Here is a 26,051-nt window from a genome sequence, read left to right on the forward strand (position 1 = left end):
CCGTCAGATCAAACCGAGCCATCGGCACCTCCATCCAGAGGGGAAACCCGGTGATCCTCGTCCTGATCCAAATCCCATTATGAGTTCACGACCTAGGGTACTGTCTAGCCAACGTCGGCATCGCGCAATGCGCGATTGAGAGAGCAAGAGCTGAGCGAAGCATCCCCGTCAAAAGCGATCTCGCTTTTCAATGGAGCGCAGGGGCCTCGATCGGCCGAACATATGGGGTAACCTGAAGCGGGGACGTCGCGATGTGAGAATGGAACGCGATGGTCACAGCGATCACTCATCCGATATCAGCACGCGAGCACGGCATGGGAAAGCCGAAGGCCACTGCTTTGATCTGCACGTACAACCAACGGCAAAGTTCTACCTACCATACTTTGCGGCGCATGATGGTGAACGGGTGGCAGAGACGGCATGGTCCTTGGAAAAACACCGACAAACTCTGCTTGCAGCATAGCCCAAACGGGTGGACCATCGAGCGATATGGGGCATCGGAACGGCGAACACCCGCAGCATTTGAGCGAATGATCGCTAAAACACGGAATTTTCTTCGATAACATCTTGCGAGATGCGAAAACTCAGCTTAGACCTGAGTAGAACTTCAACCTAACCGAACGATGGTCGACATATCATGAGTGAATCCGATAGCGAGGCAGCACGCCTCATCACCTTGGCGGCCGATATCGTTTCGGCCTATGTCAGCAATAATCACGTGCAAAGCGCCGAACTGCCCAAGCTTCTGAGCGATGTGCACGAGGCTATACGCTCGGTAAGCACGAGCAGTGCCCCGGCTGTTGAGACCGGGCCGCCGAAAGCAACGGCTCAGGAAATTCGCCGCTCAGTAACGCCCGACTACTTGGTCAGTTTCGAAGACGGCAAGCAATACAAAACGCTGCGTCGTCACCTTACCCTGCGCGGTCTGACCCCGGAGCAATATCGAGCCAAGTGGGGGCTGCAGCCGGATTACCCAATGACGTCGGCTGCCTATTCCGAGCAGCGTTCGGAACTGGCTCGGGCACTTGGTCTCGGTCAGCAGCGCCGCAAAACCGCATCCAAGGCGGCTCCGGAAGAAGTGGTCAGCGAGCCGGTAGAAGAGGCTGTCGTCGCTGCGGTCGAAAAGAAGCGCCGGGGTCCTCGGAAAAAGCAGGCAGCTTGAGGCTGTTTTCAGCTGCATTAAACTCTACCTCATTTCATTTTGCTCATTCCTTGACGCAGAGATCCACCTTCGACAGCATTGTCGTAGGTGGATCTCTGTGTGTTTTTAAGCCGCCTCCATCGATGAGGCGTCTTGGGGGTTGGGGCAACCCCGATAGGATGTGAATGATCGGGCAACTGGTTGTCGACTTGAAAAAGTCAGCCTGCTAGAGGGTACGCGGCGTCACGACTCCGTAGCTCAGCTGGATAGAGCAGCCGCCTTCTAAGCGGCAGGTCCCTGGTTCGAGCCCAGGCGGGGTCGCCATCCTAACTCTCTGAAAACCTAGATGATTTCCCCCGGGGGCGCCTTCATGGGGCACCCCCGGGCGAAGCCATTTGCACGACAGGTCCCACCAAAAGCACACGCTTGGCGCCGGGCCGTCACACGCACCATCACACGCAATCCCACCGAACCACCCAGCCGCGCGGACCTCCTGGTCCCGGGCGCAGGAGACCCATGGCCGAACGCGATCCATTCCCAGCCGGCAACGACACGGTCCTCCACAAGGGCCCCTGCACCTCACCCTCATGTTCCTCCAGCGACGGGATGGCGACCTATGCCGATGGCCACACGCACTGCTTCGTCTGCTCACACCGAACTCCGGCGACTGATGCTGGTGGCGCGGTGGGCCGTGAGGCAGTTCCTAACGCGGGCCGAGTGGGACGAACTGTGCCCTCCGACCTCCTCAAGTCCGACCAAGGGGCCTTCGACAGGCTCACGAAGCGGGGCCTAGAGTCCGCCACCCTCCGCCGCTTCGGGTACTTCCAGGCCGGCTTCAAGGGGGAGAAGGTCCACGTCGCCCCGTACTTCGACATGGATGGGGAGCCCGCCGGGCAGAAGCTCCGTTCCGCCTCCAAGGACTTCATGGTCCTCAAGGCCCACGACAACGCCCCGTCCATCGGCGACTGCCAGCTCTTCGGGCGGCACGTCTTCGGGGACCGCTTCGACCGCAAGGTGGTGGTGACGGAGGGCGAGATCGACGCCATGTCCGTGGCCCAGGCGGACGACTTCAAGTACGCGGTGGTCTCCGTCCCGACCGGCGCGAAGGGAGCCGCCAAGGCCCTCAAGGCCAACTACCTCTGGCTCGACCGTTTCCAGGAGATCATCCTCTGGTTCGATAACGACGAGCCCGGGCAGGCCGCCGTCGAGGAGTGCGCCAAGCTCTTCAAGGTCGGCAAGGTGCGGGTAGCCAAGGGGCCTGAGGGCACCAAGGACGCCTCGGATTTGCTCCAGGCTGGGCGGCCCGGAGACATCACCACGACCATCTACACCGCGACCTCGTGGCGGCCCTCGGGCGTGAAGAACGCAGCGGACCTAGGGTCGGACGTAACGGCCCCGAAGGAGGACCAGGCCAATAGCTGGGCCTACGACTGGCCGTGGGCTCCGGTCCAGGAAATCCTCGGGCCCATCAAGCCCGGCCAAGTGGTCTACCACGTAGCCGGAACCGGCATCGGGAAGTCCGCCGGCCTCGCCGAGATCGCCTACGATTTGGTGATGAAGCAGGAGGCCCGCATCGCGTGGATGGGCTTCGAGGATAGCCGGCGGGATAGCCAGCTCCGCCTCCTCACCGTCCACACCAGCAAGCGCCTAGACCTGGACCAGGACCCTGACGAAGACATGCTGCGCTACCACGGGGAGGTCTTCGGTACGCGCCGCGTCGAGCTGTTTGACCCGGAGTCCGCCGAGTGGACCGTTGACGCCATCCTCGGATACGTCCGGTACTGCGCCAAGGCCCTCGACTGCCAGGTCATCTTCATTGACCCGTTGAGCTTCATCGTAGCGGGCCTCGACGCCTCCGTGGATGAACGCCGCGCCCTAGACCGCGTGTCGATGGACCTCGCCGCTATCGCCAAGCAGCTCCAAGTCCACCTCCAGGTCTCCCACCACCTGACCCGGCCCGATGGCGTCTCCCACGAGGAGGGCGCCCCGACCTCCCTTAAGCAGGTTCGTGGGTCGGGCGGCATCGCCAACTTTGCGTCCACCGTCATTGGCCACGAGCGCAACCAGCAAGCCGAGGGCGAGGCGCAGCTCATCACTCAGCTCCGATCCCTGAAGAACCGCCCCCGCTCCCGCACGGGGCCGATGGTGGCTCTCAAATACAACCTCGACACCGGCCGCCTCAAGATCACCCACGAGCCATTCCCCGGACCCAACAAGGGCGGGAGTGACAAGGGAGGCCGGGGCACCTTCCCGCCAGCCAACGAGTATTGACCCCCTCATGTCGTCCAACGACCCTCTGGCCCTGGCCACCACCATCGACAAGCTCAAGGCCACCGTGGCCAAGCTCAATGCCGATGCAGAGCTAGCGGCCATCCGCCACCAGATGGCACAGGCGTTCACCGGGATGCAGATCAAGGCCTACGCGGCACTGCTCAACTACGGCATCAACCACCAGGAACTCCCGGCCTACAAGGACCCGGACGGCCTCCTCGACAAGGCACGCACCTTCCCCCTTCGCCAGGGGCAGGAACTCTACTTCGAGTACATGCGCCGGGTCGAGCACGAGATCGCCGCCGCCATCCGCCGCAAATCCTTCTCCCTCGTAGTCCACTGAAAGGACCGCCACCATGGCCGCCAACCCTCCGGCACCGCCGGCTGGACAGCTTCGCGTTGTCCGCATCCACAAGACCGTCACCGAGTCCTACGTCACCGCCGCCAGCCCCGCCCTCGCCCTGGCCGCTGCACGCCTCCTGAAGAACTCCGACTGGAACCGCCGACCCGTGCTCCCGGGTGGTGGCGCGGACGCCTTCGAGTTCGTTGTGAGCCAGTCCGATGGCCTGTGAGAAGCCCACCGCCGCCCAGCTCCGTGAGGTCTGGCAGGAGGAGCTAGACGGCTGGGAACAGGTCCACGAGGAGGCCGACCCGGGCTACCGTCACGGCTGTTACATGCTCACCGTGTTTCACCGCCAGGCGGATAACACCTTCTGGGCCGCATCCTACACGGTCTCCGGCGACGGAGAGGAGAATGGCCTACGCGAGGGCGATGCCACGGTGCGCCAGGTCTGGCCCCATCAGGTCACCACCACCGCCTACCTCTCGAAGCCTCCGGCCGCCTGATGGCAACCGCCGCTCTGGCAACCCGATGGAACCCGGAAGAAGAGGAGTGGGACCCGACCCCGTACCTGCAAGCCGGCCGCTCGGGCAAAGGGCGGCGGCTCATCTGGGATACCGAAGGCAACGGCCTCCTGAAAGAGCAAGGGACCCCCGGGACCCCTGCGTACAAGAGGGAGGGTGATACGGTCTGGTGCCACGCCGCCGTGGATATCGACACCGAGGAGGAGTTCTACTTCGGCTGTGATCTCGGGCCCGATAGCATCAAGGAAGGCCTGGCGTTCATCGCCGAGGCGGACCTCGTGCTCGCCCACTACGGCATCGGCTACGATTACCCCTACATCGAGAAGGTCTACCCCGGCTGGGTCCGCCCGAAGAAGGCGTGGGATACCCAGGTCATCGCCAAGGTCATCTGGCCCTACGACACCCTCATTGGCCCGGACCTCTCCCGCATCAAGGCCGGCACCATGCCCGGCAAGTACCTGAAGTCCCAGTCCCTCGCGGCCTGGGGCTACCGCACAGGCACGCACAAGGGCGACTACACGGGCGGCTTCGACGCCTGGCTCCCATCCATGTCGGTCTACCTCATGGGCGACATCAGGGGCACCTTGGCCCTGTGGCGGCTCATGGAGAAGCGCCTCGGCTGGACGGCGGAGAACCGTGCGCTCGCCATCAAGGAAGCCGCCCTCGACCTTCCGAAGACCCACGACCTCATCTGGCCCGAGCTGACGCTTGAGGTCGAGAACGAGGTCCAGCGGATCATCTTCGAGCAGGAGCAGGACGGCGTCCGCTTCGACCGCGACAAGGCCATGCTCCTGGTGGCCGAGCTGAAGAACCAGAAGGTCCGCATCGAGCGGGAGCTGGTCAAGGCGTTCGGCTCCTGGTGGCAACCGCTCTGTGACCCGGAGGAGGGCGAGGAGATCGGGGCCACCATGAACCGGGCTCTCCCGCAATACCCCGACGTCACCATCCCCCGCGTCTCCGAGAAGACCGGCAAGGCCCTGAAGCCCTACGTCGGCCCTCCCATGGAGGAGCGCGTCAAAGGCGACCGCCACGTCCCCGTCGAGTGGACCACCTTCAACCCGGGGTCACGGGATCACCTCGGGATGCGGCTCCAGGACGTCTACGGCTGGAAGCCCAAGAAGTTCGGCAAGGACGGCAAGCCTTCGGTCGATGAAGGCACCCTTGAGGAGATACCCAACGCAGTCCTCCCGGACGAGATGCGGCGGCTCATCCTCGACTACTTCGTGGTCTCCAAGACTTTAGGCACCCTCGATAAGGGGCAGAAGTCCTGGCTCAATATGTGCTCCAAGGATGGTCGCATTCACGGACGCATGGATACCTGCGGCGCAGTCACCCGGAGGGGGACGCACAGCAGTCCCAACCTCTCGGGCACACCAAGTGTGCGCAAAGCGAAAGTGAAGCAGGCAGATGGCACAGTTAGGGAGGAAGTCGTTCGCGGCCTACCAGGTCGATATGGCTGGGAATGTCGTGAACTATACGTCGCTGACGTCGGATGGGAGCAAACAGGCGTTGACGCCTCCGCTCTCGAACTCATCGACCTCGGGCACTACCTCGTGCCACTCGATGATGGAGCCTTCCGAGATCGCGTGTGCGACCCTTCGCGCGATCCTCACACGGAGCACGCCGAACTCACCGGCATGAGCCGAGCCAACACGAAGACCGCCACCTACCTCTACGTCTACGGCGGGTCGGCCTTCAAGCTCTCCCTCGACCCGAACATGATCGTCCTTCCCTCGGAAGTCCCGGAGCTGCTCTCCTACAAGGGCCTCTCATTCCTCCTCAAGAACCTGGAGAAGAGGTTCGATGCGGAGTTCGTCGCCAAGCTGGACGACATGCAGAAGGCCCGCATCTCCAAGGCCCGCCAGATTATCGTGGCCTTCGAGGCGGGCATTACGGGCATCGCCAAGCTGAAGAAGGATGTCGAAGGGGCAGGGGCCCGAGGTTGGCTCAAGGCCATGGACGGTTCCAAGGTCCACGTCCGCAAGGCCTACGCCTCGCTCAACTCCCTCCTCCAGTCGGCCGGCGCCATCTCCTGCAAGCTCTGGATGATGCTGCTCCACCGCAAGCTCGCCCAGCACGGCCTCCGCAAGGGGGTGGACTTCAAGCAGGTGCTCTGGGTCCACGACGAACTCCAGTTCACCCACCGCCCGGGGCTTGGCCCCCTCATCAGACAGCTCGCGGACGAAGCCCTCAAAGAGGCCGGTGTGATGCTGGGCCTCAGAGGAGAATACCGCAGTGACGGAAAGACCGGCGCCAACTGGGCCCAATGCCACTGAACTAGTCGAGAGGCTGGCGCAAGCCATCAACCTGTTCCGAAACGAGCCGGCCCTTAGGGGCCTTGGAGAGCTTCGCAAATCCCCGGGGTTCACCGCTCTAGTGGATGCCTGGTCGGAGGCCCACGATTTCCACCTTGGGGGCTGGGCCTATCACCCCGACATGCGAAAACGGTGGGGCCTGCAATCTATGCCAGAGCCTCTTCTGGACGCCTGGGCCCTCGGCCATGTCGAGCACTAGGTCCCGCCTCAAGGTCGGCCAGGGGTACTTCGGGCCCCTCCCGGACGACATCTGGGCCCTCCTCAACCTAGTCCAGGACTACCCCCTAGCAGTCTCTTCCAACCTGGCCCGCGAGGCGGCCGGCACTGTGGCGCTCGCTGCGTCCATGGGCTGGATTTCCTGTGTGGACCCGGACGGCAAGGGCTTCTCCCGCCGCTGGCGGATCACCCCCGAGGGCGCCTTCGCGTCCCGCAACCGAGAGCATGGAACATGAGCGAGATCATCACGACGGTGCAGGAGAACCCCTGGACCTGTCTCTTCATCACGTGGCTCCTGGCCATCGTGCTCCACGCCTTCGGGTATGCCTTCCGTTCGGTGGTCCGCTGATGCGTGCAATCATCACGGCCCTCGGGGTCTCCGCACCATTCGCCTTGGGCTTCCTCGCGGTCATCTGGCTGCTCGGCACCCAGCCGGCATCAGGCCTGGTCCACTGCAGCATGACGCCCGACGCTGGGTGGTACTGCCGGTGATCGCCCTCGACTTCGCCCTCGTGGGCCTCGCCTACATCTGCATCTGGAGTGCCTGGTAACCATGGCCCATGAGCTCGACTACACCTCCGGCATCCCCCTCTCCAGCAGCAAGGGCGCCTCACTGAGCGAGAGCAGGCGCCTGGAAGCCCAGCTCGACCGCTTCACCACCGACCGCGACATGGCCGACAAGCGCCTCCTCGCCATCGCCCGGACCAACTTCGAGCTGGCCTTCATGGCGCTCAACAAGGCCATCGTGAAGGGGGAGGGATGAAGACCCACCTCCTCATCGACGGGGACGTGATCGCCTTCTCCTCCGCCGCCGCCGCCCAGATGGTGGTCCACGACCGTGAGAGCGGTTGGATGACCCATCAGGCCAACGCCACGGTAGGCGAGGCCATCGTAGAGAACGCCCTCTGGACCCTGAAGATGGGGCTCAAGGCCGACTCCTTCGAGGTCATCATCACGGACCCCGAGGACAACTGGCGCCGGTCGGTGGACGACACCTACAAGCGCAACCGTACCGGCGAGCGGCCCATGCTCCTCGGCTACCTGAAGGACTACCTCCGGGAGAAGCACGGGGCGTACTTCTGGCCGGGCCTGGAGGCGGACGACGTGTTGTCCGTGAAGATGACTTGCCCAGGCAAGACCTGCGGCTCTCGTGCTTGTCGCCTGGGCCCTGGCTGCCCTGAGTGTGATGCTCCGAGTGTGCGGTTCATCTGCGTAGGACGCGACAAGGACTTCAAGACCATCCCCGGGCTGCACCACACCTGGAAGTCCGACGTGTCGTCCTCGGGGGTCTACCAGGTCCGTGAGGTTTCCCAGTGGGAGGCCGACCGCTTCCACATGATCCAAACCCTAGCGGGTGACGCGGTGGATGGCTTCGCCGGGTGCCCTGGGTTGGGCATGAAGCGGGCCGCCGAGGTCATCGACAACCCCGTCATCCTGGTCCCCGAGCGGGCCGTGAAGACCCGGGGCGTCAACAAGGGGGAGGAGACCGTCAAGTGGGTCTCCGAGCCAACCCGCGACTACTGGGCGGCCATCGTCTCCCAGTACCGCAAGGCAGGCAAGACGGAGGCTGATGCCCTCGTATCCGCCCGCCTCGCCCGGCTCCTGCGCCACGGGGAATACGACCCGGAGACCGAGGAGCTGACCCTGTGGACCCCCGAGAAACTCAGAGGAGTAGGCGCATGAGGTTCGGCGAGACCGATATCAAGTGGTCCCAGCGTGTCGCCCACTGGCGGGTCTGGTTCGCCTGGTACCCAGTGAAGCTCGCAGATGGGAGTTGGCTCTGGCTCGATTACGTCCAACGCAAGGACCGTTTCGACGGCGGTTACAAGGCATCCCGGTGGTGCTTCTGGAGTTACCGCTCCCTGTAGCCAGGGGGTCTTAGCAATGCCGCGACCAGCGGCTCATCAATAAACCAAGGGGATACCGCCACTATGCTCGACCTCAAAGTCATCAACATCTGGGCTGCACCGGGCGTAGGCAAGTCCACCACCGCCGCTGGTCTCTACTACCACATGAAGCAACTTGGATGCTCCGTCGAGCTGGTCACCGAGTTCGCCAAGGACCTCACCTGGGAACGTAACATGACGGGCCTGCAGAACCAGCTCGCCATCCTCGGAGAGCAGGATCACCGCCTCCGCCGGCTGGAGGGCAAGGTCGAGTTCGCCATCACCGACTCCCCGCTCCCCCTCGGCATCGCCTACCTGACGCCCGAGTACGACGAGATGGGCTTGGATGACGCCATCCTCAACGCCTACGGCCGCTACCGGAACTTCGACTACCTCCTGGCCCGAGTGAAGCCCTACCGTACCGAAGGCCGCAACCAGACGCAGCACGAGGCTCTCGTCCTCGACGCCACCGTGATGGACCTCTTCCGGGAGACCACCGACTGGGACGGCTCCGAGGCGGACTACGATAGCGCCGCCTTCTACTTCCCCGCCGACGAGTGGGCCGTGTCCCGCATCGCCTTGACCCTTCCCCTTCACGCCGACGCGGAGAAGTCCCTTGCAGCATAGCGAAAGCCCCTTCGAGCCCCAGGTTCATGGATGCGGTTGGTGCCGGGATGGCCGCAACCCCTGCTACCCCGAGACCCCGAGTTGTGGCCGCAACATCAGAGCCACACAGGCCGCCCAGAGCCGCGACCAGGAGCCTTTCACCCACGCCGCCCAGGAGTTCGCCGAGCTGGGCATGATGTCGGTGGCCATCCCGGAGCTGGGACCCACCGACCGCCGCTACAATGCCCAGGGTGTATACCTCTCCCCGGCGGAGGAGGAGCTGTTGCAACAGCAGGAGGCCATCTCCCTCTCCCAGCTCGACTTCGCCGTCATGGAGAACACCCTCACCGCCGAGGCCTTCGGGGCCCCTGTGGCCGACAACGTGAACCTCCCCGCCCACTACGCCCGCTTCAAGATCGAACCCATGAGGTTCTGCATCGAGAATGGCCTCAACCCCTTCCAGTTCAACATCGTCAAGTACACGTGCCGGGAGGATGCCAAGAACGGCCTGGAGGATATCCGCAAGGTGATCCGCTACGCCGAGGCGTGGCACGACTACAAGATGGGTGACCCCGATTGGTGGATGCCCCGCAACTCCCCGAACCGGAAGGTATTCACCCATGGCGCCACCAAGGCCGCATAATCACGCCGTCTCCTCGTCTCCCACCTCGGTGCCCTTCGGGGGCGGCGGGTGGCCCGAGGTGTCCGAAGACCTCGTGCTTCACATGGAGCGACTCTACCCGCCCGTCTGCTACAGCCCCAGCGCGGAGAGCCTGGAAGCCCACCTCATCTATTCAGGCTACGCCCGCCTCACGGAGGACCTCCGGGAAATCTTCGAGGAGCAGAAGGCCTCTGCCATCCAGCTCGACCCGGAAGGGGAGGTCCTCGGGGAATACTCCCCAGCCGCCCACCCCGCTTTTGCCGTGGCCTTCTAGCCATGTGCTTCGGCGGCGGCTCCAAGAGCACCAACAACGTCAACACCCCCGCCTACGCGGCGACACCCGAGGCCGGCGCCAAGGCGGTCATTGAGGAGCGCGTCACTGCGCCCTCCATCGGGCCCGCCGCTACGGGGCTCTCCGACCGGCCCACCCAGGCGGACTTCACGTCCACGCCCAGGGGCGGCGCCGGCCTCTCAGTCAAAGGAATGTGACCATGTGTTTTGGTGGCGGCGGCGATGATACGCCCGTAGCGGCTCCGGCCCCTGCACCTCCCCCTCCCGCCCCCTTGGCGGAAGAGACCGACCCGTCCGCAGTGCGCCGTACGGAAGACAAGGCCAACTACGGTACCACCACCCCGAGCCTGAGGGTGGACCGCTCGGCTACCTCGGGTGGCGCTGCAGCGGGCGGTAGCGGCCTGAGGATGTGACCTGATGCGCAGCCTCAAAGTTCTTATACATGCTGTGACTCTGGCGGTCTTGGGCTCAGTCTTAATTGCCGGTGTGCCTAGCCCCGTAGTTGCGTGGGGTACCGTCGTCGCGGGTATCCTTGCGGTGTGCTCCATAATCTCCGAAGTATTCATGGACGCCTTGGGGGAATAATGGGCCAAGACCTCGACCAGCCCCGCGAAGAGGCCGGTCCCGAGGAGCATGACGACGAGATGGAAGGCCGGGGGCAGTACACCCTCGGCGAGCCGGCGAAGGCCGTCTACGATGCGCTCACGACCAACCGCGAGTCCGTCAATGAGATGGGCCGCCGCATGGCCGAACTCACCATTCCCTCCGTCTTCCCGCCTCAGGGATACCGGGCCGGGGACGACCTTCCCGGCAACAACCAATCGGCCGGCGCCCAGTGCGTCAACACGCTGGCCTCCAAGCTCATGTTTATGGCGTTCCCCCCGGGGCAGCCCATCGCCAAGCTGGAGCCCGTCCTAGCGAACCTTCAAGAGAAGATCGACCAGGACCCGGACCTCTACGCCAACGTCCTCCTCGCCCTCTCCCAGCTGGAGATGGAGCACCGCCGCCGCTTCCAGAGCACCGCCCTGGAGACGACCTACACGGGGCACATGAAGCTCCTCCTGGTCGCCGGCAACTCCCTCTGGAAGCACCTCAGGCTCAACGCCCCGACCTTCCACCGGAGTGACACCTACGTCGTCTCCCGGGATCGCACCGGCCACCCGCACGTCACCATCCACCAGGAGAAGGTCCGCGTGGCCACCCTCCCGGAGGATATCCAAGACCTCATTTATCGGCAGACCCCGGACCTCCTCAAGCAGGAAGTCGAGTGGACCCGCGAGGTGGAGATACACTCCGTCTGCATGTTGGTGGTCGAAGGTGACGACAAGGACGACGACGACCGCCACTGGCTCTACTGGCAGGAATACGAAGGCCACCTCCTAGAAGGCACCGAGTTTGAGGCCGACTACGAGGATTGCCCGATGTGGCCCTCATGGCTCATCCCGGTCTACGGGGAGAATTGGGGTCGGTCATACTGTGAGGAGTACCGGGGCGACCTGTACTCAGTCGAGGTCAACGCCTCGGCCCTCAATGACGGCTCCGCCCTAGCAGCGTGGGCCCTCACCTTCGTCAAGCCCGGCGCACGGACCAGTATCAGGCAAGTCCAGAAGGCCAAGAACCTCGACATCCTTCCGGGCTCCGCAGAGGACGTTACCGTCTTCCGCTCCGATAAGACCGCCGACCTCAACTTCGTCCAGAACACCTTCAACATGGCGGCCCGAAGACTGGGTGCAGCCTTCCTCCTCGACAGTGCCACCAGGCGTGACGGGGAGCGGGTGACTGCGGAGGAGGTCACCAGGACTGGCCGTGAACTCGATATGGGCATGGGCGGTCTCTACACTCAGGTCTCCCAGAGCGACCAGCGCCGCATCATCATGCGGGCCATGCGGCTCCACGAGGTCGAGAACAAGAAGCTCCCGAAGCTGCCTAAGGGCGTGGTCGAGGTCAACGTGGTCACTGGCACCGATGCCATGGGCCGCTCCGGTGAAGCCGCCAACTTGGAAGAGTTCGCCGGCACCCTCTCCAAACTCTTCGGACCTCAAGGCGCCACTGCGCTCCTCAAGGCCGGCAACTTCGCAACCCGCCTCGCCGCCGCCAAGGGCATCAAGCCCGATGGCCTCGTCAAGACCGACCAGGAGCAGGGCGCCGAGCAGACCAAGGCCAAGCAAGAGGCCTTGCAGCAATCCCTCCTTGAGAAAGCCGCTGGCCCCGTGGCTGGCGCAGTCGCCGGCAACCTCGCTGGCGGAGCACCCCCACCCACCGAACCGGAGAACCCAGCCTGATGGCCGACGCCCCGACGACACCCCCCGCCGCCCCGAAGACGGGTATCTCTGCCATGACGGTCGAGGTGGATACCTCCGCCTTCACCACCGCCGATGGCGCGGGGAACACCAAGGAGCACGCCTCCGACGCCGAGGTCACCGAGTTCGATATTGGTGGCGGCGTTGGCCCGGAGGACGACCTGGAGCCCAAAGCGGCCAAGGCCGAGACCCCCGAAGACCCCGCCCCCGAGGAAGACGCCCCCGCCGATGAGCCGGCCGAGGGTGACCTCCCGGACTACGACCCGGCCAACGAGGAGGTCCAGAAGGCCTACGACGAGAAGTTCTTCACCAAGGAGGGCGTGGTCAATCTCGATGCCCTCTCCGGGGAGTTCTTCACGAACCTGGCCAAGGGCGAGGGCAAGCTCAACGAGGGCACCTATGGGTTCCTCAAGGCAACCCTGGGCCTCGACCAAGCGGCGGTGAAGGAAATCGAGCGGGGCCAGATGGCACTCCGTGAGGCGGCCGACACCCAGTTCTTCGCCAAGGTCGAGGGCGGCAAGGCCAACTACGAGGCTGCCATCAAGTGGGCGGTCGAGGGCGGCTACACCCCGGCCCAGCGTGCCGCCTACAACGAGGCCCAGGCCAAGGGCGGCGCTGCCTTCGAGGATGCCGTCGAGGCCCTCATGACCCGCGCCAAGAAGGGCGGAGCCGTCAAGGCCGCCGATACCAGCACCCGCCGTGGTCCGCCTCCGAGCCGGCGTCCGGGCGTTCCTTCGCGGGACGTCACGGGCACCGCACGGGCGGCCACGGGGGGCTCCTCGGGCGACCAGTTCGCCAACGCCGCCGAGCACACCACCGCATGGTCGGGTGCCCTGGAGGCAGTCAAGGAGGCGAAGCAGAGCGGCGACAAGGCGAAGCTCAGAGCAGCCGAGGCGGCACGGGATGCCGTCAGCAGGAAGGCCCGCAAGGGCTACAAGCAGGCCTGAGGGGAGGCATCGTGAGCTACAACGTACGCCAGTTCATCACCACCCTCCTGGCCGCCCTGGTGGCCCTCCTGGCCATCTGGAACATCGACGTCGGGTTCCTCAACGATCCGACCATCCAGACCATCGTGGTGATGGCCATCGGCTCCCTCGCGTCCTTCATCCCGAAGGCGCCTCAGCCCCGCCAACCCACCCTCTCGGAGGCCTACCATGTCGTCAACACGGCGAACGAAGCTCGGGAGCAGGCTCGCTTTGCTAGCGACACTCAGCCTGACCGGGTGCGGGACGACGACGGGTATCAGCGCCCCTAGTGCCCCCTCCTACAAGGAGGTCCTCTGCCAGACCATCCGGCCCATCCCCTGGTCCAAGCGGGATACCACCGCGACCATCGTGGCCGTGAAGGAACACAACGCCGTCTTCAAGGCCGAGGGCTGCGCCCCCGCCTCAACCCCCCGATAAAGAGAAGAGCCCCCCTATGAGTGTTTACACCGATGCACGCACCCGTCCCGGCGCCAAGACCGCTTCCGACTCCTCCGACCGTACGACCTTCCTCACCGAGTTCGGTGGCGTCGTCCTCCAGTCCTACGACGAGATCATGTCCTACGGTGACTTCCGCTGGGAGAAGAACATCACCCAGGGCAAGGCCGATACCTTCCCGGTGATTGGCCGCAAGCGTGATGCGGTCTCCCACGTCCCCGGCGAGATTATCCTCGGTGGCGTGATCGTCCATGACGAGGTGACCATCACCCTGGACGACTTCATCGTGGATAGCGTCTTCCTCGCCGAAATCGATGAGCTGATGCTCCACTACAATGTCATGGAGCCCTACGCGAAGCAGATCGGTCAGTCGCTCGGCTCGGTGACGGACAAGCGCATCGCCATCATGCACATCCTGGCCTCGCGTGGGACCAGCATCAACGTGGCTGGCGTGCCGGCTCCGGGTTACTACTTCGCGTCGGACCTGAAGACCAACCCGGCGAAGCTGGAGGAGGCCCACTTCGCGGCGAGCCTCTACATGAAGAACAACGACATGAGCGGTGATCCCGTGAAGTCGATGCTCCCGCACCAGCAAATCCTCCTGCTCGCCCGCTACACCGGCGTCGAGGCAGGCCCGGTCTCCACCGGCTCTGGCAACCGTTCGGCCGGCACCATCGGCGAGATCGGCGGTATCCAGCCCAAGGGCACCAACCACATCCCGAACACCAACATCACCACGGGCCTCACCAAGTACCGTGGCAACTTCTCGACCACCGTGGGCCACATCGGCTCCCGTATGGCAGTCGGCACGCTCAACCGCCGTGGTCTGAAGATGGTGATGAAGCCGCAGGATGACCGCCTCGGCACCCTGATCCTGGGCTCGATGCTCAACGGCCACGGTACGCTCCGCAACGAGTGCTCCGTCGAGCTGCGCACGGATGCCATCTCCGGCCGCGACCCCATCACCGTCTGATGGCGAACATCTACGCCACCGACCCGGAGTGGGCGCCGGGAAAGGCCACCACACCCTCAGACGTCGCCAAGTGCCCGCCGCCGCCCGGCCCGGTACTGCCGGTGCTCCGGGGCAACTGGGAGATGGCTACAGCAGCGCGGATGCGACTGGCCGCCCTCGACTCCATGATATCCAGCGTATGCACTGAGGACCGTGAGCCGGAACCTGAGATTTGTCTTCGGGTCCTGGCCGAGAGGATCAACCAGGAGCTTCACCGCATCCTGGACTTGATCGAACGCATCGAGTCCGGCCTCAAGGGCTAACCCACGGCACCACCACGAGGCCTCCCGGAGCAATCCGGGGGGTCTCCTTTCGCATGGGCCGACCGCCCGACCTATCCGTAAGGAGACCTCACGCACATGACCTCAGGCATCACCGATAGCGGGATGACCCGAACCATCCCCACCACGATCCTCCAAGCCGTGAACCAGATGCTCAAAGCCATCGGCCGGGCGGAGATCATGAGCTTGGCGAACGAGAACATGACGGAGGACGCCCAGTCCGCCCTCTCGATGCTCTCCGATACCTCCGTGGAGATGCAGAGCCGTGGGTGGCACTTCAACACCGACGAAGAGCTTCTCATCGAGCCCGACGAGCAGAGCCTCATACAGCTCCCCGCCAACACCATCTCGGCCGTCGTCAACCCCCGATCCTACCCGGCGGACGTCACCTGGCGCGGCCAGCAGCTCTACGACCGGGCAAACCACACCTACGTCTTCGACAAGCCCATCTACGTCAACCTCACCTCGGCGCTCCCCTTCGAGCAGCTCCCCCAGGCCGCCCGCTGGTACGTCATGGCGCTGGCTGGGAGGAAGTTCGCCGTAGGGAGGCTCCCCGAGAGCGCGACCTTCAAGTTCACCAAGGAGGTGGAGACCGACGCCTGGTCCGCCCTCCAGCAGTACGACCACGATAGCCGCTCCGCCACGCTCCCCGAGAGCAGCCCGCACTTTGCCAGCTTCAGGCGTGGCCAACGAAGGATCATCTAGTGGGCGCCAGCTCCAAACCCGTCCCGAACCTCATCCAGGGGGTCTCTCAACAGTCCGCCCAGCAGAGGCGGGACAGCCAGTGCGAGGCCCAGTTCGATTGCTTCAACTCACCCAAGGACGGCGCGGTGGCCCGGAATGGCGCCGAGCTGGTCAAGTTCTACCCGGGACAGGACCTCTCGGAGTGTTTTCCTTACGAGCTGATCCGTGGCCGTGAGGAGCACTACCTGGTCCTCGTGCGGGGCCCGGATAGGGGCGGTATGGGCGTCCTGGACCTCACCACCGGGGAGCCAGCCACGGTCACGACAGAAGGGGTGGGAAGTTACCTCACGGCTCCCGCGCCAGCAGAGTCCAACTTCTGCGCTCAGACGGTGGACGATTATACGTTCATCGCCAACAAATCCATCGTGCCAGGTCTAGCCGCCGCCCGGTCCACCACTAGGCCGCGTGAGGCTCTCATCTTTTTCAAGGCCGGCGCCTACAGCAGCACCTACGCCATCTCCGTCCTCTGGCAGGGTGTGACCTACCGTTGGCTCTACCAGACCCCCGACAACTCGACGGCGGCCAACGCCCCTTACATCGCCACCAACTTCCTGGCGTCCATCTTCTACCGGGCCATGACTGGGGTGCAGCCTGGTGGAACCCTCAACGGCGCGGTGGGCTCCATCGGCACGGGTGAGGCCGGGACAGGGGTAGTGGTCAAGGATAACTCCGATGGTGGGAGCACCAACCCGGATATCACCGACCTCGGGTTCTCCATGGCCATCAATGGCAACCTGTTGCGGCTCTGGCGGAACGACGGCCAGAACTTCACCATGGATACCTCCGACTCCGTGGGTGATACCTACCTCGTGAGTTTCAAGGATACCGTGCGGTCCTTCTCCGAGCTGCCCAAGGGCGGCTTTGAAGGCTTCCTCCTGAAGGTCAAAGCCAAACCGGGGCAGTCGGAAAACGCGGCGGACTACTGGGTGGAGTACGTCTCCAATACCGCCACCTCCGGCTTCTGGCAGGAGCGTGTTGCCCCTGACGTCCCGGTGCTCCTCGATGCCAGCACCATGCCGCACGCCTTGGTAAATCTCTCCCCGGGGGTCTTCGTGTTCCGGCCTCAGGTCTGGAGCAGCCGCATTGCCGGCGACGGGGTTGATAGCGCCAAGGACCCGGGCTTCGTGGGTAAGCCCATCAAGGACTTGTTCTTCCACAAGGGCAGGCTCGCCATCCTCACGGAGAGCACGGTCGATTTCTCGAAGGCCCGCAACGTCTTCTCCCATTTCCCCGACACGGTCCAGACGCTCCTAGCCGATGCCCCGATAGGCCTTACCCTCTCTGCCTCCGATACCATCGCCCTTCTGCGGCGACACGCCAAGGTGGATGAGAGCCTCTACCTCTGGGCCCAGGGCGCACAGTTCAAGATCAGCGCCGGGCAGAACCCCTTCAAACAGGATACCGTCGAGGCGGACGATAGCACGGCCTATGAGTTCGCCGAGCAATCCAACTTCGCCCGGGTCGGCACCACCTTATACTTCGCCACCGAGCCCAACGAGTTCGCCACCGTGCGTAACCTCGTGTTCTCCCAAGGCAAGGCGGCGGGGGATACCGACATCACCTCCCACATCTCCGAGTACATCCCGGCTGGTGTGCGGCGGTTGGCCCCGAGCGATACCGGGCAAGCCATCTTCGTGCGGACGGATGGAGCACCCAACCGGCTGTTCCTCTACAACTACCTGGTCCAGGATCGAACCGTGGTGCAGTCCGCGTGGAATACCTGGCGCTTCCCGGTGGAGAAGATCATCTGGGCCTCCGTCTACCGCATGGACCTCCTGATGTTGGTCCAAAGGCCAGACGGTGCCATGCTCCTGAAGGTGCCATTGAGTGCCCGCCTGGTGGATGACGAGCCCGGCGCCGAGTACCGTACCCGCATGGACCTCCGGGTACCAGACACCCAGTGTACGGTGACCTACGATGGTGCGGCCGAGGAGACCTCCATCAGCCCTCCTTACGCCATCCCGGCTGGAGACGAGCTGGATTTCATGGTCTCCAGCCGCACCACTACCGGGGCCTATGTGCGAGGCCGGGGGGCTACGATCCTCCGTCGATCCACTGCTGGACGTCTCGTGGTCAAAGGCGATTGGAGCACCACCCCCTTCTACCTCGGGCGGCGCATCAGGAGCGAACGTACGGAGAGCACCTTCTACCTCCGCTCCGAGGCCGGCGTGGTGCCAACTGACAGCATCACCATCAGGGAGTTCAACCTCCGCTACGCTGCCACCGGCTACACCCGGGTAGAGGTCGATATCGGGGCAGGAAGGCCCACCCGAAAGCACGAGACCCGTCACATCAAGGTGGGCACGGCCGAGGGTGTTAGCCGGCCTCCCATCATCTCCTCCGACGTGGTCCGGGCTGTGGTGGACGGCCGCCATGATGAAACCACCGTCACCACCATCAACGACTCCTGGCTTCCCTCCCGCTGGCAGACGGCGGAGTGGCGCTACGAGCCGGTGCTTCGGGCCAGAGTGGGGCAGTCCAGTGGCCAGGGCTAAGGTCCACCTCACGAACCAGACCGACCTCACCTGTACGCTCCTGGATATCCGCTCTGTGGATCGGACGGAATGGGTGCTCGCCTCTGGGCGGCCTTTCGCGCAAGCCTATGAGGCAGTCATCCGCCAGACGTCCTCGTTTACCATCAGGTGTGACGGGGCCCCCCTCTGCACCTACGGCGTCTCCCCCACCGCAGTCCCGGGGGTGGGCCGAGTGTGGATGGTGGCGACTAACCACGGGCAGCGCAACGCCTTCCGGGCCCAGCGGCTCTTTGCGGAAGTTATCGACACCCTCCACCTCAGCTACCCGGTGCTCGAAGCGTGGGCCTACGAGGGCAACACTCTGCACCACCACTGGATGGAGCGCCTCGGGTTCGTCCGGACGGGGGACCGCAGGCTCATGGGCATGGGTGCTCCCTTCCTCCTCTTCACCCGAACCAAGGAGACGCCACCGTGTGCGTAGCCGCCCTGCCCATCCTCGGGCTGGTCATGTCCGCCGCCTCGGCCGCTGTAGGTTTCGCCGCCAAGCAGCAGCAGTACGAGAAGGACGTCAAGCAGTACAACCAGAACTACCAGAACTCCCTCGCCGCCAACCGCGATGAGCAGAAGGGCATTGCCCAGCGCCAGATGCAGGAGGCCCAGGCCTTCCAGCAGAAGGACCACGGGGCAGTCCTACAGCAGGCCGAGAAGTCGGCGGAGGTCTCCGTGGGCGCGGCCGAGGGCGGCGTGGGCGGCCTCTCCGTGGGGAACCTCCTCGGTGACGTGCAGTCCAAGACGGCGCTCAACCGGGAGACCCTGGAGACCAACTTCAAGAACACCGCTGCGCAGCTCCAGACGCAGAACGACGCCTACACCAACAAGGCCCAGAGCCGCATCCAGTCCATGGCCATCCCAACCGCTCCCTCTCCCATGAGCGCAATCGTGGACGTCGCCGGGGCAGGGCTGAAGGCGTTCGGCCAGCCGGGGTCTCCCGGGTAACCCCTAAGGAAACATCATGGCGAGAGCGCCCTATAAGCCGGTCGAGCTATCCGAGGCCCTCCGGCCCGTAGCCTCGCCCGTTGACACCTTCGTCCAGGCCCAGACCCCCTCCCGAGACACCAACCTCCAAGACCTCGCCCGATCCCTCTCGGGGCTGGGTGGGAGCCTGGCGGAGATGGTCGGACAGCGGGACCGCAAGGCGGAGGAGGACGACAAGATCAGGGGCGAAGCTGCCTTTTGGAAGTCCAACGGTCAGGGAGCCGCCGAGGGGGTCGCCTCCGGTGCAATCCCTGCCCAGGCCTCCCCCGCCTTCATGCAGGCCTACAAGCGTCTGGAAGGCGAAGTGGCGGGCGGCCAGTTGGAGCAGAAGTTCGCATCCGCCTACGACACCTGGGAGGGCAAGACCTCGACCGACCCGAAAGCATACGACCAGTTCGTTGGGTCCTTCATCAAGGAGAACCTCAAGACCGAGGACCCCGATATACTCAAGGGCCTCCTCCCGAAGGTGCATCAGGTCGCCGCCAACTACCTTCAGCGGCACATCGGGGACGCCTCCAAGGCGACGATGGCCGGCGCGGTGCAGGCTTCCGTGGCCGCCAATGACCAGGCCATCGAGAACGCCAACACCCAAGGCCTCACCACGAAGCAGGGCACCGATTACGAGGGCGTCTTCGGCACCATCGAGGCGAACCGCGCCAAGATGCTTGGGGTGGGCGGCGACAAGGCCGTCTACGACCAGCAGCTCATCGACGGGGTGACATCGAGCGCCATCAAGCTCCGCGACCCGAAGATACTCGACTTCTTCAATCGTAAGGTTCCCGGCACGGACTACACCTGGGGGAACACCCCTTACGGCCGGGACCAGAAGCAGAAGACCATCGACGCTTTGGAGGCCATGGGCCGTAAGTCCATCGCGGACGAGGAGAAGAAGAACCGGGAGGAGCTGGCCGCCCTCAAGGCCGACACCACCCGGCAGACCATCAAGGCCATCACCAAGAACCCGAACGGCCCCCTCCCGGAAGCCCTCCTTGCCCAGGGCGAGAAGGTGGACCCGGACTTCCGCGTCAACGCCATCACCTGGCGGAACACCATCGCCAAGGCCGGCGGGGTCTCCGACCCTGAGGCCCTGCTCGGGGTCACCTCCGACATCATCAACGGTGGCGGCCTCGGCCGGGTCCAGAAGGCGATGCGGGACGGGGTCTTCAAGAACCCGGCGGACCTCACGCGGGCCTACAAGCTGGCCGAGAGCATGGATAAGGGCGGGGCCGACATCGGCGCCATCATGAAGGGCGGCTCGGCGAAGACCATCCTGGATACCATCAAGGTCCGCACGGCCAACGACAAGGACGCCTCGAAGGTGTTCGATGACGGCTCGGTGTCGCCCGAGGGTCTCCAGGCGCAGACGGACTTCAAGCTCCAAATACTAGCATGGAAGGAAGCCCATCCCACCGCGAACGCCATCGAGCAGGAGAAGGCCATCTCCGGCATCGGGGCGGATATTCTGAAGCGCATCCAGCAGCCTGAGGAGATGGGCGCAGTAGGCTTCGACCGGACGGGCATCGACGGGCCCAACACCTTCGGGGCCAACGCGCCGCCCAAGGCCTTGCCTGAGGACCCTGAGGCCGCCCCGGCGAAGCCAGCGCCAAAGCCCCCGGCGGCTCCCGGTAGGGGGCCAGTCTTCGGGAACCCCTCCGTCACCATGCCCAGCGGGCTACCCGGCGATACCGAGACCCAGGCTCCCGTCACGCCACCAGCCAAGCCAGCAACGCCCCTGGCGCCCACTCCGGCCAAGCCTGCCGCCCCGGTCAACGAGGCAGACGCCGCCGACTGGTTCAACAAGCTCGACCCCGAGGTGGCCAAGAGCATCGAGCTTAAGGCCGCCCAGGAGAAGAAGCCGCTGACGCTGAAGGCCCAAGAGGTCTACCAGCGCGGCATCGAGCGCGGGGTCATCCCGGCGCCAGTCCCTAAGCCCGGCAAGCAGTCATCCATGAAGGCCCCGGACGGCACGCCCATTGAGGCCGCCTCCGTCTCCTCCGAGGTCGGAAAGGCCTTCGAGGACGCCCAGGACGCACCCGCATCCCCCGACACAGTCCGCATGGTCAACGAGGCGTTCGAGCGAGCCTTCAAGACCACCGGCAAACCTCAAGGCAACTATACCGTGGCAACACTCAAGGACGATCCCAAGGCCGCCCACATCCTCGACATGGTGTCGGGACCCGAGAGCGCCGGAAACTACAACGCCTACTTCGGCAATTCCCGGTCCACCAAGGACCTCTCCGCCCTGACCTTGGCGGCCCTAAAGCCCTGGATGGGCAACCGAGGCACCAGGTCCTCCGCCACCGGCCGCTACCAGTTCATGAAGGCGACCCTCTTCGGCGACCCGAAGAAGCCGGGTGATACGGGGCTGGTGGGTGAGATGGGCATCTCCATGTCCCAGAAGTTCACCCCCGAGCTTCAGGACCGCATGGCCATCAAGCTCCTCGAAAGGCGCGGCTACCTGCGCTGGAAGGCGGGCACCATGTCCGACACCCAGTTCGCCAACAACCTGGCCATGGAGTGGGCGGGCCTCCCGAACATCGGAACGGGGCGGAGCCACTACGACGGCGATGGGCTCAACAAGAGCGGTGTCACCCCCGGCGCCGTGCTCGCCTCCCTCCGCCAGGCCGGCTCCATGCCCGGTGCCCAGATACAGCAGGTAGCCTCCCAGGCCGCTACGCCCTCGGGCTCGGTGGGCTCGGCCATCCGCCGCATGTTCCAGGGCATCTTCAACCGCAAGCCCACCACCCGCGCCTAAGCGCCAGGAGCCCCTATGACCCTCGAAGAGCTAGAAGCCTTGGAAGCCCCTGCGGCTCCGGGTACTCCCGCCGTGCCCGTGGTGGCCCCGCCAGCGGCCTCTTCGGGGGTCACTGCCCCAGTTGTGCCCGCCTCGTCGGAGAGCCCTGAGGGAGCATCGCCGGCCGCCTCCGGTCCGCAGTACGATCCCACCCAGCCCCGCGATAGTGCCGCACGGTATGACACCACCGGCCAGATTGGCGGGGCCATCGTCACGGGTGCCGCCAAGTCGATCTACGAGACTAAGGACTTCCTCTTCGGCAAGCCTGAGGAGGGCGACAAGTCCGACCTCAGGCAGGGCATCGAGCGCCTCGACAAGTCCCTGCGTGACGCCTCACCGGCCAACTCTTTCGTGTCGGGTCTCTCCCAGTTCGCCACGGGGATGCTCGGAGCAGGTAAGATCGCCCAGGGCGCCAAGCTCATCCCCGGGGTGGCTGGTGCGGTCGGCGCTGTGGAAGGCGTCAAGGGCGGCGGTGCGGTCCTCCAGTCCGCCAAGGCAGCGGCGGTGGGCGCAGTGGCGTTCGATCCGAATGGCCCCCGCCTGTCCGACCTCGTGCAGAAGTTCCCCGCCCTGCAGAACCCCGTGTCCGCCTTCCTCGCCTCGGCGCCGGGAGACAGTGCGGCCTTGGGTCGGGCGAAGAACGCCCTGGAGAGTATCGGCGTGGACGTGGCGCTGGCCGGGGTCTTCGCCGCCTCCGTGGCCGGCTTCAAGGCCCTCAAGTCCGGCGACCAGGCCGCCATCCAGGCGACCCAAGGGGAGCTGGCCCAGGCCCTCGTCCACAAGGACGCCAAGCTGGCCATCAGCAAGGGCGATGCGGAAGCGGTCGAGGCTCTCCGCCAGGAGCACCCCGTAGCGGTGGCCCAGGCGGAAGAGGCGATGAACCCGATCACCGTCAAGCCCGATGGCACCGGCGAGGTCACCCTCCCGGAGCAGGCAGTCACAGCGGGGGAGAAGCTCCCGGTGGAGACCAAGGACGTGGCGCAGCAGGCCGCCCAGGCGGAAGGCTCCCAGGTCCAGCGGGTGGATAGCCCGACCCAAGGCGCCGGAGAGGCTGGCCTTCCGCCCCGCCCTAAGCTCATCGGGGTCTCCGAAGAGCAAGTCTCCAAGCTGGTGGCCGATGGGATCGAAGACACCACCCAGATCATGGGCCCGGGCGGCTGGGAAGGCGCCATCGACCGTGGCTACAAGTTCGGTGATGGCGGGAGCATCCCCTGGCAGAAGTTCGCCCGGGTGACCCAGGACGGTCCCGACCCCCTCGACTTCATGGTGGCCCGCATCGCGGACGACCTCTCTGGGCCGCTTGCCAAGCTCAAGGGCGGCGATGCCCAGGGTGTCATGGGGGACGCCCAGATGGAGCGAATGATCGCCCAGCGGGTGCAGCTCTGGAACGAAGACCCTCAGGCCCTCGCCACGGTCCTCGCCGAGGCCGGCAAGAACGCCAAGACCATGAGCGCCAACATGGAGGCGGGCTTCCTGGTCGCCAACCGAGTGATGACCGACCTCCTCAACAAGCGGTCGCGGGTCGCCCTCGGGATGACGGAGGAATGGGGTCACGACATCAAGGCGGCCCGCGCCGATCTTGAGGAACACCTTCAGGTCGCCGCTACCGTGTTCGGCCACGCGCAAGCCATGCGGGGTTCCGCCGGCCGGGCGATGCGCCGGATGCACTCCGAGTTTCAGCCCGACTTCGAGATGATTAACTCGATGAAGTCCCTGGACGACGTCAAGTTCTTCACCCTCTTGGATAGCGTCGGGCACGACATGGCGGTGGCCGCTCGCCTCGCCAAGCCCTCCCTCTGGAAGCGCATCAAGGACGACGCCTCCTATCTCTTGGTGAACAACTTGCTCTGGGGCTTGCGGACCCACGCCGTCAACACTCTCACGAACTCCTACATGATCCTCTCGCGGCCGGCGGAGAGGGCCATCGGGTTCTCCATCCAGGGCGACCTCACCAAGGCGGCCGACCACTGGCGACAGTACGGCTACCTGAAGACGGCCATCTCCGAGAGCTGGCGGGATGCCGTCCAGGCCTGGAAGATCGGCGACAGTATCATCGAGCCTCACAGCATGGAGGTCTTCGCCTCGGGCACCACCGATGGGCGGGGCACCAACTGGGCCGCCGAGGGCTTCAAGCAGTGGGACAGCATCCCGAACGTCCTCACGAACGCCTACACAGGCTTCATGAAAGCGGCGGGGCTCCCCACCCGGACCCTCGGTGCCATGGATGAGTTGGCCAAGCAGACCACCTACCGCTCGAAGGTGATGGCCAACGCCCATGCAGACGGGCTCCAGGCGGGGCTCGAAGGGCCGGCGCTGGCCACCCACGTCCGCAAGACCCTCTTCGACAGCTTCGATGATGCCGGGCGGGCCGTGGATGTGAACGCCCTGGAAGAAGCCAGCACGGCTACCTTCCAGCAGGACCTTCTCGCGGGCTCCTTTGGCAAGTCGATGCAGAACATGGTGGCCAACCACGAGCTGCTCCGCTTCGTAGTGCCGTTCATCAAGACGCCCACCAACGTCTTGCGGATGGGCTTCAAGCTCACCCCGGGCCTCAACATGCTCCAGGCCGAGTACCGCTCGATGATCCGGGGCGACATGGGGCAGGAGAAGCAGGCCCAGGCTATCGGGCAGATGGCGATGGGGACGCTCTTCATGGGCACCGCCGCCACCCTGGCAGTCGAGGGCCGCATCACCGGGGGCGGGCCCAGCGACCCGAAGAAGAAGGCCGCCCTCATGGCGACCGGGTGGCAGCCCTACTCCGTCGTCCTGGCCAACGATGATGGATCCAAGACCTACGTCAACTTCGGACGCTTCGACCCGGTGGCCATGCCCTTGGGGATCATCGCCGACATCATCGACGTGGCCTCCCGGGATAGCGAGAGCGACGGGGCGGCCGAGAAGGCGCAGGAGATGGCCGCTGGTCTCCTCCTCGGGCTGGTCAAACAGCTCGGCCAGAAGACGTACCTCAAGTCCCTTAGCGACACGATCAACGCCATCGTGGACCCGGGCGAGGACTTCAAGGGCGGTAAGATGGGCAAGGCCATCGGGCAACAGGTCACCAACTTGGTGCCGTTCTCCTCGGGGCTCCGCTTCGTCAACCCGGACCCGAACCTCAGGGAAACCCGGGGCATCCTCGACAAGGTCATGAGCACCATCCCCGGGCTCTCCGAGCGGCTCCCCGCCAAGATGGACGTCTTCGGGGACCCCCTCACGGTCCACAAGGGCCTCTGGGTGGATGGCGAGAAGACCGCCGTGGACGCCGAGGTCCGCCGGATGATCGATGAGGACGGCCACTCCATCGGCCCGCCCAACCCCTCGCGCACCGGGGCGGACCTCAGGGACGTCCAGATGAAGGACGGCCGGAATGCCTTCGAGGTCTACCAAGAGCTGGCAGGCCATCCGCCCGGAGTCCGGTCCATGAAGGATGCCGTGGCGAAGATCATGAAGACGGCGGCTTACCAGAAGGCCCCGGACGGCGACGAGAGCATCAAGGGCACCAAGCTCTCCATGCTCACCGGCACCATCAGCAAGTACCGCGAGGCCGCCTTCAAGCGGCTCATGGCTGACGAGAACGTCCGTGCGGCGGTCCACAAGCACAACCTCGACCAGAAGAAGGCGGTGGCAGCGGCATACGCCAAGCCCGCCCCTAATGCCCAGCAACAAGGCGCCGATGCGCTCACCTCACTTGGCAAAGCCTTCGGCGTTCCGCTGGGAGGCGCCAACCCATAGGGACCCCTAG

Annotated in this window: 26 protein-coding genes and 1 tRNA gene; all 27 read left to right on the top strand. The window is 64.9% G+C overall.

The window, feature by feature from the left end; translation table 11 throughout:
- Window positions 1-637 precede the first annotated feature (637 nt).
- Window positions 638-1,162: a MucR family transcriptional regulator gene (locus ACFQ4G_RS17960; RefSeq protein ID WP_238208574.1), complete on the top strand. Its 525-nt coding sequence runs from the start codon at window positions 638-640 to the stop codon at window positions 1,160-1,162.
- Window positions 1,163-1,388: 226 nt separating this feature from the next.
- Window positions 1,389-1,465 (top strand) — tRNA-Arg (locus ACFQ4G_RS17965).
- Between the two features lie 405 nt (window positions 1,466-1,870).
- Window positions 1,871-3,412, top strand: a complete 1,542-nt coding sequence (locus ACFQ4G_RS17970) for a toprim domain-containing protein (RefSeq protein ID WP_238208573.1) — start codon at window positions 1,871-1,873, stop codon at window positions 3,410-3,412.
- 7 nt (window positions 3,413-3,419) lie between these two features.
- Window positions 3,420-3,755 (top strand): hypothetical protein, encoded by a 336-nt coding sequence (locus ACFQ4G_RS17975; RefSeq protein ID WP_238208572.1) that lies wholly within the window; start codon window positions 3,420-3,422, stop codon window positions 3,753-3,755.
- A gap of 13 nt (window positions 3,756-3,768) precedes the next feature.
- Window positions 3,769-3,984, top strand: a complete 216-nt coding sequence (locus ACFQ4G_RS17980) for a hypothetical protein (RefSeq protein ID WP_238208571.1) — start codon at window positions 3,769-3,771, stop codon at window positions 3,982-3,984.
- Window positions 3,974-4,258 (top strand): hypothetical protein, encoded by a 285-nt coding sequence (locus ACFQ4G_RS17985; protein ID WP_238208570.1) that lies wholly within the window; start codon window positions 3,974-3,976, stop codon window positions 4,256-4,258. The genes ACFQ4G_RS17980 and ACFQ4G_RS17985 overlap by 11 nt, the downstream gene beginning before the upstream one ends.
- Window positions 4,258-6,552 carry a DNA polymerase gene (locus ACFQ4G_RS17990; RefSeq protein ID WP_238208569.1) on the top strand — a complete coding sequence of 765 codons (2,295 nt, stop codon included), beginning with the start codon at window positions 4,258-4,260 and terminating at the stop codon, window positions 6,550-6,552. Before ACFQ4G_RS17985 ends, ACFQ4G_RS17990 begins: the two co-directional genes overlap by 1 nt.
- Window positions 6,553-6,776: 224 nt before the next feature.
- Window positions 6,777-7,043, top strand: a complete 267-nt coding sequence (locus ACFQ4G_RS17995) for a hypothetical protein (RefSeq protein WP_238208568.1) — start codon at window positions 6,777-6,779, stop codon at window positions 7,041-7,043.
- Between the two features lie 112 nt (window positions 7,044-7,155).
- Window positions 7,156-7,299 (top strand): hypothetical protein, encoded by a 144-nt coding sequence (locus ACFQ4G_RS18000; protein WP_238208567.1) that lies wholly within the window; start codon window positions 7,156-7,158, stop codon window positions 7,297-7,299.
- Between the two features lie 61 nt (window positions 7,300-7,360).
- Window positions 7,361-7,570: an Acb2/Tad1 domain-containing protein gene (locus ACFQ4G_RS18005; RefSeq protein WP_238208566.1), complete on the top strand. Its 210-nt coding sequence runs from the start codon at window positions 7,361-7,363 to the stop codon at window positions 7,568-7,570.
- Window positions 7,567-8,490 carry a hypothetical protein gene (locus ACFQ4G_RS18010; protein ID WP_238208565.1) on the top strand — a complete coding sequence of 308 codons (924 nt, stop codon included), beginning with the start codon at window positions 7,567-7,569 and terminating at the stop codon, window positions 8,488-8,490. The genes ACFQ4G_RS18005 and ACFQ4G_RS18010 overlap by 4 nt, the downstream gene beginning before the upstream one ends.
- Window positions 8,487-8,675, top strand: coding sequence for a hypothetical protein (locus ACFQ4G_RS18015; RefSeq protein WP_238208564.1), 189 nt, complete (start codon window positions 8,487-8,489; stop codon window positions 8,673-8,675). Before ACFQ4G_RS18010 ends, ACFQ4G_RS18015 begins: the two co-directional genes overlap by 4 nt.
- A gap of 63 nt (window positions 8,676-8,738) precedes the next feature.
- Window positions 8,739-9,320 carry a hypothetical protein gene (locus ACFQ4G_RS18020; protein ID WP_238208563.1) on the top strand — a complete coding sequence of 194 codons (582 nt, stop codon included), beginning with the start codon at window positions 8,739-8,741 and terminating at the stop codon, window positions 9,318-9,320.
- On the top strand, window positions 9,310-9,942 hold the full coding sequence (locus tag ACFQ4G_RS18025) for a DUF3310 domain-containing protein (protein WP_238208562.1): 633 nt from the start codon (window positions 9,310-9,312) through the stop codon (window positions 9,940-9,942). The genes ACFQ4G_RS18020 and ACFQ4G_RS18025 overlap by 11 nt, the downstream gene beginning before the upstream one ends.
- Before the next feature lie 58 nt (window positions 9,943-10,000).
- Window positions 10,001-10,234 (top strand): hypothetical protein, encoded by a 234-nt coding sequence (locus ACFQ4G_RS18030; protein ID WP_379040758.1) that lies wholly within the window; start codon window positions 10,001-10,003, stop codon window positions 10,232-10,234.
- Between the two features lie 2 nt (window positions 10,235-10,236).
- Window positions 10,237-10,449, top strand: coding sequence for a hypothetical protein (locus ACFQ4G_RS18035; RefSeq protein WP_238208560.1), 213 nt, complete (start codon window positions 10,237-10,239; stop codon window positions 10,447-10,449).
- A 386-nt stretch (window positions 10,450-10,835) separates the two neighbouring features.
- Window positions 10,836-12,533, top strand: coding sequence for a portal protein (locus ACFQ4G_RS18040; protein WP_238208559.1), 1,698 nt, complete (start codon window positions 10,836-10,838; stop codon window positions 12,531-12,533).
- A complete protein-coding gene (locus tag ACFQ4G_RS18045) occupies window positions 12,533-13,498 on the top strand; it encodes a hypothetical protein (protein WP_238208558.1) in 966 nt (321 codons plus the stop codon). Before ACFQ4G_RS18040 ends, ACFQ4G_RS18045 begins: the two co-directional genes overlap by 1 nt.
- An 11-nt stretch (window positions 13,499-13,509) precedes the next feature.
- Entirely contained in the window at window positions 13,510-13,806 is a 297-nt protein-coding gene (locus ACFQ4G_RS18050) for a hypothetical protein (RefSeq protein ID WP_238208557.1), read from the top strand.
- Between the two features lie 164 nt (window positions 13,807-13,970).
- The gene (locus ACFQ4G_RS18055) at window positions 13,971-14,945 is read left to right on the top strand and encodes a hypothetical protein (protein WP_238208556.1); all 975 of its coding nucleotides are present in this window, start codon (window positions 13,971-13,973) and stop codon (window positions 14,943-14,945) included.
- Window positions 14,945-15,247, top strand: a complete 303-nt coding sequence (locus ACFQ4G_RS18060; protein WP_238208555.1) for a hypothetical protein — start codon at window positions 14,945-14,947, stop codon at window positions 15,245-15,247. Before ACFQ4G_RS18055 ends, ACFQ4G_RS18060 begins: the two co-directional genes overlap by 1 nt.
- Window positions 15,248-15,343: 96 nt before the next feature.
- Entirely contained in the window at window positions 15,344-15,970 is a 627-nt protein-coding gene (locus ACFQ4G_RS18065) for a hypothetical protein (RefSeq protein ID WP_238208554.1), read from the top strand.
- Window positions 15,970-18,504, top strand: coding sequence for a phage nozzle protein (locus ACFQ4G_RS18070; protein ID WP_238208553.1), 2,535 nt, complete (start codon window positions 15,970-15,972; stop codon window positions 18,502-18,504). Before ACFQ4G_RS18065 ends, ACFQ4G_RS18070 begins: the two co-directional genes overlap by 1 nt.
- A gap of 217 nt (window positions 18,505-18,721) precedes the next feature.
- Window positions 18,722-18,964, top strand: coding sequence for a hypothetical protein (locus ACFQ4G_RS18075; RefSeq protein WP_238208552.1), 243 nt, complete (start codon window positions 18,722-18,724; stop codon window positions 18,962-18,964).
- Complete coding sequence (locus ACFQ4G_RS18080; protein ID WP_238208551.1) at window positions 18,955-19,479, top strand: virion core protein, T7 gp14 family; 525 nt, start codon at window positions 18,955-18,957, stop codon at window positions 19,477-19,479. The genes ACFQ4G_RS18075 and ACFQ4G_RS18080 overlap by 10 nt, the downstream gene beginning before the upstream one ends.
- A gap of 16 nt (window positions 19,480-19,495) precedes the next feature.
- Window positions 19,496-22,273, top strand: a complete 2,778-nt coding sequence (locus ACFQ4G_RS18085; RefSeq protein ID WP_238208550.1) for a hypothetical protein — start codon at window positions 19,496-19,498, stop codon at window positions 22,271-22,273.
- 15 nt (window positions 22,274-22,288) lie between these two features.
- Window positions 22,289-26,041 (top strand): hypothetical protein, encoded by a 3,753-nt coding sequence (locus tag ACFQ4G_RS18090; RefSeq protein WP_238208549.1) that lies wholly within the window; start codon window positions 22,289-22,291, stop codon window positions 26,039-26,041.
- The last annotated feature ends 10 nt before the right edge of the window (window positions 26,042-26,051 follow it).

This window comes from Methylobacterium marchantiae, assembly GCF_042679825.1.
Taxonomy (GTDB): Bacteria; Pseudomonadota; Alphaproteobacteria; order Rhizobiales; family Beijerinckiaceae; genus Methylobacterium; species Methylobacterium marchantiae.